The sequence below is a fragment of the Flavobacterium pedocola genome (assembly GCF_053764385.1).
In genome coordinates this window covers 1-1,390 of record NZ_JBSNCR010000021.1, presented here as the reverse complement: position 1 = coordinate 1,390, position 1,390 = coordinate 1, and the positions used below count along the sequence as shown (strand labels likewise).

Genomic DNA, 1,390 nt, shown 5'->3' with positions numbered 1-1,390 from the left:
AATTACAACAACTGCTTCAACCTGTTCATCAGATGGAATCAGTACCATTTCAAATTACAATGGTGCTGAAACGTATGTGTTTACCCCGGCTGGTCCTACAGTGGGTGCTGGCGGTGTAATCAGTGGCATGACAGTTTCGACAAGTTATACAGTTACGGCTGGTAATGGAAGTTGTACATCGGCAGCATCAGTATCCTTCAGCAATGGAGTGATGTTGGTAACTCCGGCGGTTCCAACCATCAGTACTGTTGCGCCAACATGCTCTGTGGCAGGAAGCAGTACTATTACGAATTATAACGGAGCATTAACGTATGTGTTTACCCCGGCTGGTCCTACTGTTGGAGCAGGTGGTGTAATTAGTGGAATGACGGTTTCGACAAGTTATACGGTTACGGCGGGTAATGGAAGTTGTACATCGGCTGCATCAGTATCCTTCAGTAACGGAGCGATGTTGACAACTCCGGCGGTTCCAACGATTACGACAACTGCTTCAACCTGTTCATCAGATGGAATCAGTACCATTTCAAATTACAATGGAGCGGATACGTATGTGTTTACTCCGGCAGGTCCTACTGTAGGAGTTGGAGGTGTAATCAGTGGCATGACAGTTTCAACAAGTTATACGGTTACGGCGGGTAATGGAAGTTGTACATCGGCTGCATCAGTATCCTTCAGTAACGGAGCGATGTTGATAACTCCGGCGGTTCCAACAATTACAACAACTGCTTCAACGTGTTCATCAGATGGTGTAAGTACCATTTCAAATTACAATGGTGCTGAAACGTATGTGTTTACCCCGGCAGGTCCTACAGTAGGAGCGGGAGGTGTAATCAGTGGCATGACAGTTTCAACAAGTTATACGGTTACGGCGGGTAATGGAAGTTGTACATCGGCTGCATCAGTATCCTTCAGTAACGGAGTGATGTTGGTAACTCCGGCGGTTCCAACGATTAGTACAGCGGCGCCGACCTGTTCTTCGGATGGAATCAGTACCATTACGAATTATGACGGTACTTTAATCTATGTTTTCTCTCCGGCAGGTCCTACAGTAGACACAACTGGAGAAATTTCTGGTATGACAGTTGGTGTAAGTTATGCAGTAGTAGCTAGTAACGGTAATTGTTCTTCTGCAATGAGTATTCAATTTGATATTGATCCAATGATATTGCCAGTTGAGGTGTCTTTCACTCATGGTTGTATTGGCGGTGCTTATACATTAGTGGCTAGCCCGATTAACGCTTCTTATACATATGAATGGCTTGATGGGGCCGGAGTAAGTTTAGGAACTTCCGAAACCCAGATTGTTACATCGGAAGGAGTCTATACTTTGTTGGTAGATAACGGAAACGGTTGTATTTCGTCTCATAGTGACAATTTGACTACAGTATTT

1 pseudogene is annotated in these 1,390 nt (G+C 44.8%); it reads left to right on the top strand.

The annotated features are described in order from the left end of the window. Positions 1 to 1,390, top strand: a pseudogene (locus ACWPKD_RS15200) (T9SS type B sorting domain-containing protein); the annotation flags it as partial.